At 67.0% G+C, this 6,479-nt stretch carries 7 protein-coding genes; 5 read left to right on the top strand and 2 right to left on the bottom strand.

Features of this window, described 5'->3' with window-relative positions; genetic code table 11:
- Positions 1-112: 112 nt before the first annotated feature.
- Positions 113-679: an isochorismatase family protein gene (locus tag SP5_RS18090; protein ID WP_245613543.1), complete on the bottom strand. Its 567-nt coding sequence runs from the start codon at positions 677-679 to the stop codon at positions 113-115.
- A gap of 53 nt (positions 680-732) precedes the next feature.
- On the opposite strand from SP5_RS18090, the gene SP5_RS18085 reads away from it, so the two are divergent.
- Positions 733-2,115: a hypothetical protein gene (locus SP5_RS18085; RefSeq protein WP_042491457.1), complete on the top strand. Its 1,383-nt coding sequence runs from the start codon at positions 733-735 to the stop codon at positions 2,113-2,115.
- A 47-nt stretch (positions 2,116-2,162) separates the two neighbouring features.
- Complete coding sequence (locus SP5_RS18080) at positions 2,163-2,501, top strand: DUF3140 domain-containing protein (RefSeq protein WP_042491455.1); 339 nt, start codon at positions 2,163-2,165, stop codon at positions 2,499-2,501.
- 244 nt (positions 2,502-2,745) lie between these two features.
- Here the strand turns inward: SP5_RS18080 and SP5_RS18075 are convergent, their stop codons facing one another.
- Entirely contained in the window at positions 2,746-4,500 is a 1,755-nt protein-coding gene (locus tag SP5_RS18075) for a fatty acyl-AMP ligase (protein WP_042491454.1), read from the bottom strand.
- Between the two features lie 172 nt (positions 4,501-4,672).
- On the opposite strand from SP5_RS18075, the gene SP5_RS18070 reads away from it, so the two are divergent.
- The 3 genes from SP5_RS18070 to SP5_RS18060 all read left to right on the top strand — a co-directional run bounded on the left by SP5_RS18070 (position 4,673) and on the right by SP5_RS18060 (position 6,352).
- The gene (locus tag SP5_RS18070; RefSeq protein ID WP_052811636.1) at positions 4,673-5,161 is read left to right on the top strand and encodes a RecX family transcriptional regulator; all 489 of its coding nucleotides are present in this window, start codon (positions 4,673-4,675) and stop codon (positions 5,159-5,161) included.
- A gap of 133 nt (positions 5,162-5,294) precedes the next feature.
- On the top strand, positions 5,295-5,864 hold the full coding sequence (locus tag SP5_RS18065; RefSeq protein ID WP_042491458.1) for a cold-shock protein: 570 nt from the start codon (positions 5,295-5,297) through the stop codon (positions 5,862-5,864).
- Positions 5,861-6,352: a DUF192 domain-containing protein gene (locus SP5_RS18060; protein ID WP_042491449.1), complete on the top strand. Its 492-nt coding sequence runs from the start codon at positions 5,861-5,863 to the stop codon at positions 6,350-6,352. Before SP5_RS18065 ends, SP5_RS18060 begins: the two co-directional genes overlap by 4 nt.
- Positions 6,353-6,479: the final 127 nt, after the last annotated feature.

Here is a 6,479-nt window from a genome sequence, read left to right as displayed (position 1 = left end):
ATCTTTTTTGTTGGGTTTCCCTTGGCCTTCTACTTCGCTCAGGCTGAACGGCTGTTTAGTTGATCCCCTTACCCCGTTCAGCCTGAGCGAAGTAGAAGGCCACGCCCGACCCTCACAACCCAGCCAAAACCCTTTCACTCTCCACCACCTCGGTAAAATCCGCCTCCAGCAAGCCCATGGTGACGCCGAAGATCACCCCCGCCTCCAACCCTGCGGAGGACAGGTCGAACCCGATCACCGGATCGCGGACCACCGTGACGCCAAATCCCAGGTCTGCCGCCGCACGCACCGTCGAATTGACGCAAAACCCCGCTACGGCCCCCACAACATGGATTTGCGCGATCCCCCGCTCGCTCAGGTGCGCCTCCAGCGCCGTCGTCGCAAAGGCCGACGAACTGCTCTTCACGAACACCGCCTCGCCGGGCCGTTCCATCGCACAGTCCATGGGCCGATAGCCCGGCGCATCGGGATGCAGGGGTGAAGCGGGATCGGCGGCCGCATGGCGTATATGGATCACCGGGTACGTAGCGCGCCGGGATCCGTCTGCCAGCACCGCGATTCTGTCCGGTGCCTCCGGATGGACGTGGGGCCGCCCCGCATCGATCCGGGGCTGCATCTCCATCTGCATGTCGATGATGACCAGTGCCGTGTCGCTATCCCCGCGCAACCGCGACGACACGGCGCATTCCGCTTGCGAAACATCCGGCTTTGGCCGCATCGGTCGCATCCGTCATGACCCGCGCCCATAGCCACCGCCTGCGTATCATCGTCGCGGCCCTGATCCTGTTCGGGCTCAGCGTCATCGTCTTCGCGCCGGGCTTCGTTCAATATGACAGTGTCGGCCAATATGCGCAGGCGCTGACCGGGCAATATGACGACTGGCACCCGCCGATCATGGCGCGGCTATGGTCGCTGTTCGTGACGCACGGGGCAGCGCCGATGCTGGTGCTGCAACTGGCCGGATGGTGGCTGGGGCTTGGGGCATTGGCGGCGGCGATCGTCGACCGGCGGCCGCGTGGTGCCCTTCTGGTGCTGGCGGTCGGGCTGGTGCCGCCATGGCTCGGCTGGCAGGTCGCGATCCTGAAGGATGCGCAGATGACCGGCGCAACGCTGGGCGCGGTCGGGATCATCGGCTGGTGGCGGTTGCGGGGGCAGGCGGTGCCGCGCGGGGCATGGGCTGCGGCGGGGCTGTTGCTGGCCTATGCCGCGCTGGTCCGGGCCAATGCGATCTTCGCGATCGCCCCGCTCGTCGCGCTGCTGGTCACGGAGCGCTGGCCGCGCCGGATCGCACTCACCGTGGCGCTGACGCTCGCGACGCTGGCGGTAGCGCCCTTCATCAACCACCGGCTCCTCGGTGCGGCGGACAGCGGCGTGGCGCGGACCCAGGCGCTGTACGATCTGGCGGGGATCGCGGTGCGCGTGCCCTATGACCCCCGGCTCGGCCTGTCCCCGGCCGAGGTGGCGGACATCCGCGCCAAACATTGCGTGAAGCCCTTCTTCTGGGACCCGCTCGGCGAGCCGGCCCGCTGCGGCGCCCGGCTCCAGCGGTTCGAGACGACCCCGCCGGGACGGATCTATGCCAAGCTCGCGCCTGCGATCCTGCATCATCCGCTCGCCTATGCCGAGCAAAGGCTGGCGCATGTCAATTCGACCTGGCGCTTCCGGGTGCCCGCGCGCTGGATCAATGCCGCCCCGCCGCAGGGGAGCGAGCCGAACGATTGTCATCTCGGGCAGCCGGGCCGGACCGCGCTGGCGTGGCAGAAGATGGCGGGGGACTGGGTCGATGTGCCCATCATGTGGCCGGTCGTCTGGCTGGTGCTGGCGGCCGGAGGGTTGGCGGTGACGCGCGGGGATGGCTTTGCGGGGGCGCTGTTCGGCTCGGCGCTGGGGCTGGAGGCGAGCTTCCTGGTCATCAGTGTCGCGTCGGACTTCCGCTATCATTTGTGGCCGATCGTCGCCTGCGCGCTGGGGCTGATCATCGCCAAGCCGTGGCGGGGCGACCGGCGGATCGTGTGGGCGACGGGGGCGGTGCTGGCGGTCGTGCTGATCCTCGGTGGAATCGCGCGCGCGACCCTGCCGCCGCCGCCGCAAAGCTATGCCGCGATGCTGATCTGAACCTTAAAGCCCGCGCGCGGCGTTGACCGCCCCGAAAGGAGCCGCGCATGGCCGACGACCACGAACAGATTTACGCCGATTTCAAGGAGGCCGTGAACATGGCTCCGGCCGAGCTGGAAAAGTTTCTCGACACCGACGAGTCGAAAGAGGTCGGCCAGAAAAAGGGCGGATCGGGCGAGAGCGTCGGGCATGAATCGGGTCGCCACATCGTCGAGATCAAGCGCAAGAAGAAGGCCGATCTGACCGACGACGACTATGCCCATATGAAGAAAGTGGTCGGCTATGTTCACCGGCACCTGAAACAGGGCGGTCCGGACGAGGATGTCGAGCACTCGCCCTGGCGCTATTCGCTGATGAACTGGGGGCATGATCCGTTGAAGGATTGAGGGGGGCAGTCGCCGCCTCATACGTCGCCACCCCGGCGAAGGCCGGGGTCCAGTCGCGACCACGCTCATGGCGTACTCGACAGCTCAACCCAACTGGACCCCGGCCTTCGCCGGGGTGGGTGCATTGCTTTGAGCGTGGTGCGTGGCCTTGGACTTCGGTCAGGCGGACCGGAGGTCGGCAAAGATAGAAAGGCCTCGGTCTTTCGACCGAGCCCTTTCCTCAAACCTCAAATCCCGGAAAAAATCAGGCCGCGACGTCGTACGGCTTGATCTCGCCCGCCAGATACAGGTTGCGCGCTTTGGGGCGGCTCAGCTTGCCCGAGCTGGTGCGCGGCAGGGTGCGCGGCGGGATCAATTCGATCACGCAGTTCATGCCGGTCACCGCCCGCACGCGCTCGCGGATCTCGTCGCGCAGGCGAAGGCGCTCCTCATCGTCCGAGCTGCGGCACTGGACCAGCACGGCGGGGGTTTCTTCGCCGCCCGGCGTGGTGATGGCGAAGGCGGCGATGTCGCCCGCCTTGAAGCCCGGCAACTGCTCGACCGCCCATTCGATGTCCTGCGGCCAGTGGTTGCGGCCGTTGACGATGATCATGTCCTTGGCGCGGCCGACGATGTAGATATAGCCCTTGGACATGTAACCCATGTCGCCGGTGTCCAGCCAGCCATCGACCAGGCAGGCATCGGTCGCGGCCTGGTCGCGGAAATAGCCGACCATGACCGACGGGCCTTTGCACCACACCTTGCCGATCGCGCCGTCGGGCAGGGGGGTGCCGTCTTCTTCGCGGATTTCGATCACCATGTCGCGCGCGGGCTTGCCGCAATTGACGATGGCGCGGAAACGCTGCGGCCGGTCGGTCCCTTGCGCGCCGCCCGACAGCTGGGTTTCCTCGACCAGTTCGACGCGGATGCCCTCGCCCGGCGGCATGATCGACACGGCCAGCGTCGCCTCGGCCAGGCCATAGGAGGGCAGGAAGGCGGTGGCGGGGAAGCCCGCATCGGCAAAGGCGTCGACGAAGGACTGCATGACGTCGGGACGGATCATGTCCGCGCCATTGCCCGCGATCCGCCAGCGCGACAGGTCGAAACGGTCCGACGCCTTGGTCTGCGACGAGATGCGGCGCGCGCAAATGTCATAGCCGAAGGTCGGCGAATAGCTGACCGACGTACCCGGATTACGGCTGATCATGTCCAGCCAGGCGAGCGGACGGCGCGCGAAATCCTCGGTCTTGAGGTAATCGGTCGAAACCTGGTTGGCGATCGGCGACAGGAAGCAGCCGACCAGACCCATGTCGTGATACCAGGGCAGCCAGGAGATGCAGCGATCGCTGTCCTGGATCTTCATGCCATGGCTGTGCGCCGCCAGATTGTTCAGCAGCGCATGATGGGTGATCGCCACGCCATGCGGGAAACGGGTCGAGCCGCTGGAATATTGCAGATAGGCGATCGCCTCCGGATCGGCCTTGGGCAGTTCGGTCTCGGGGGCCGCGCGCGTGGCGAAGCTGTCCCAGTCGATCCCCTCGCAGCCCGCGGCCTGAGCGGCGGCGCCCGCCATCTGCGCCAGTTCGGGCGGGAAGATCAGCATCTTGGGGTCGCAGCTGGCAAGCTGGACGCGAAGCTGTTCGATATAGCTGTCACGGCCACCGAACGAGGTCGGCAGCGGCAGCGGCACCGGCCAGGCGCCCGCATAGACCACGCCGAAGAACAGCGCGGCGAATTCCGGCCCCGTCTCGGCGACCAGGGCGATGCGATCCTCGGGCTGCACGCCGCTGGCGATCAGGCGGCGGGCGCAGGTCAGCGCGTCCTCGCGCAGTTCCGCGAAGCGATAGGGGCGCGACAGGGTGCCGCGCGCATCATGGAAGTTCAGACCGCGCATACCCGAGGCAGCATAGTCCAGCGCTTCGCCCAGCGTGTCGAAGTCGGCGAAGCGGCGCGGCAGCGCATCCTCGGTCGGCGTCGCGATGATGGCGCGCGCGTCGTCCTGATGGTGCTCGATCGTCATGGCCTTGCCTTCGTTCCTTATGCTTTTGCGTCCCCGCAAAATGGTCGCGCGGGTACGAGTGATTCTTTTCCACCATCAAATGGCGGCTTCCCGCGTTCTAAATCCGGTGTCAGTGTGGCACAAACAAGGCGTGTCCGCCGATCGTCGCCCCCCAAAACCCCTTGATCCCAAAATGCTGGAGGCTCTCGCGCTACGCTATGTCGAGCGATTTGCCACCACCGAAGGCAAGCTGGTCGATTACCTGACTCGCAAGCTGCGCGAAAGGGGTTGGGCGGGGGATGGCGGGGCGGACCCGCGCGGGCTGGCGGCGCGGATGGTCGAACTCGGCTATATCGACGATCGCGCCTATGCGGAGGCCAAGGCCGCCTCGCTGGCCCGGCGGGGCATGGGCGCGCGCCGCGTGGCGCAGGCGTTGCACGCCGCACGGGTCGGGGCGGAGGATCACGAGGCGATCGCACCCCAAGTGGCGGAGGCGGCGCGGGATGCCGCCCTGGCCTTTGCCCGGCGGCGGCGAATCGGGCCTTTCGGCGACGGCGAGGTCGACCGGACGGTTCGGGAGAAGCAGTTTGCGGCGATGATGCGTGCCGGACATGCCGCGAATCTGTCGCGGCGCATCGTTTCCGCCGCCCCCGGCGAGACGATCGACGACGGCGATTTCTGATCCAGCGCAAGACTATAGCCCGTCTTCCCCTGTTTTTTTTGCCCTCGTCCCGCTCCGAACCAGCAAAAATGCGAAGGGCATTGCATTGCGAGTGCGAACAATGATGCTAGCCTTGGGGGACAAGGGTGCGATGATGCTGGAAGAAACGCCAAATCAAGGGGGCGGCGTCGACGGCGAAACGGCGGAAACGGCCGTAAGGCTGGCGGGGGTCGTGAAATGGTTCGACGTGACGCGGGGCTTCGGCTTCGTCGTGGCGGATGATCCGATCTATGGGGATGTGCTGGTGCATTTCTCCGTATTGCAGGCGCATGGGCGGCGCAGCCTGCCCGAGGGCGCGCGCGTCGAGTTGCTGGGCGCGCGGGGCGGGCGTGGCTATCAGGCGCGCGAAGTTCTGGCCATCGACCTGACCCATGCGGTGCTGGAGGCGCCCAAACGGCCTCGCTCGCCCGACCGGATCGATCCGGTCACGCTGGTCGCGGAGGCGGGCGATTCGGAGCAGGTCGCGGTCAAATGGTTCAACCGGCTGAAAGGCTATGGTTTCCTGCTGCGGGACCGTGACGGGGCGGACATCTTTGTCCATATGGAGACGCTGCGTCGCGGCGGAATCCTGGATGTCGAACCCGGTCAGCCGCTGGCGGCGCGCGTGGTCGAGGGGCCGAAAGGCCCCCTGGCGGTCGTCGTGACGCCGAGAGGAGCCGGATGATACGGATGGGAGTGATGGCGCTGGCCTTGGCCGGGGCCGGGTTGGCGGGCTGCTCGGCCGAGACGTCTTCGTCCGAAGCGGCGGAGAAGGCGGGGCGCAAGGTCGCGACCGTGCCCGTCACCATCACGACCGCGCAGGGCAAGCACCGATTCGCCGTTGAGGCCGCCCGTACGGCCGCCGAGCAGGCGCAGGGGCTGATGTACCGCACCGACCTGAAGCCCGATGGCGGCATGTTGTTCGCGCCCTATCCGCCCGAGGGCGGCGCCCCGCGTGAGGCGAGCTTCTGGATGAAGAATACGCCGACACCGCTCGATATCCTGTTTATCCGCGCCGACGGCACGATCGCGCGGATCGCGGAGAACACCGTGCCGTTCAGCGAGGCGCAGATCCCCTCGGGCGAGCCGATCGCGGCGGTGCTGGAACTGGTCGGCGGGCGCTCGGCGGAATTGGGCATATCGGAGGGCGATTCGGTTTCCTGGCCGAAGTGATCGCCTGAACTGGCGCATGGAAAGCGAGGTCGCGCCTCTCCCGCAGGCGGGAAGGCTGGGAGGGCAGGCTGTCTCCCCGAGGGGGCAGCTCGCGGCCTGGCCCCCACCCCAAACCCCTCCCCCCTTT

Source organism: Sphingomonas parapaucimobilis NBRC 15100 (assembly GCF_000787715.1).
GTDB lineage: Bacteria > Pseudomonadota > Alphaproteobacteria > Sphingomonadales > Sphingomonadaceae > Sphingomonas > Sphingomonas parapaucimobilis.
The sequence above is the reverse complement of the archived record's forward strand: the minus strand, read 5'-3'. Positions and strand labels throughout refer to the sequence as shown.

Coding starts and splice junctions, on each gene's coding strand:
- SP5_RS18060 (WP_042491449.1), top strand. CDS start 5,861: ATGATACGGATGGGAGTGATGGCGCTGGCCTTGGCCGGGGCCGGGTTG.
- SP5_RS18065 (WP_042491458.1), top strand. CDS start 5,295: ATGCTGGAAGAAACGCCAAATCAAGGGGGCGGCGTCGACGGCGAAACG.
- SP5_RS18070 (WP_052811636.1), top strand. CDS start 4,673: ATGCTGGAGGCTCTCGCGCTACGCTATGTCGAGCGATTTGCCACCACC.
- SP5_RS18075 (WP_042491454.1), bottom strand. CDS start 4,500: ATGACGATCGAGCACCATCAGGACGACGCGCGCGCCATCATCGCGACG.
- SP5_RS18085 (WP_042491457.1), top strand. CDS start 733: ATGACCCGCGCCCATAGCCACCGCCTGCGTATCATCGTCGCGGCCCTG.
- SP5_RS18080 (WP_042491455.1), top strand. CDS start 2,163: ATGGCCGACGACCACGAACAGATTTACGCCGATTTCAAGGAGGCCGTG.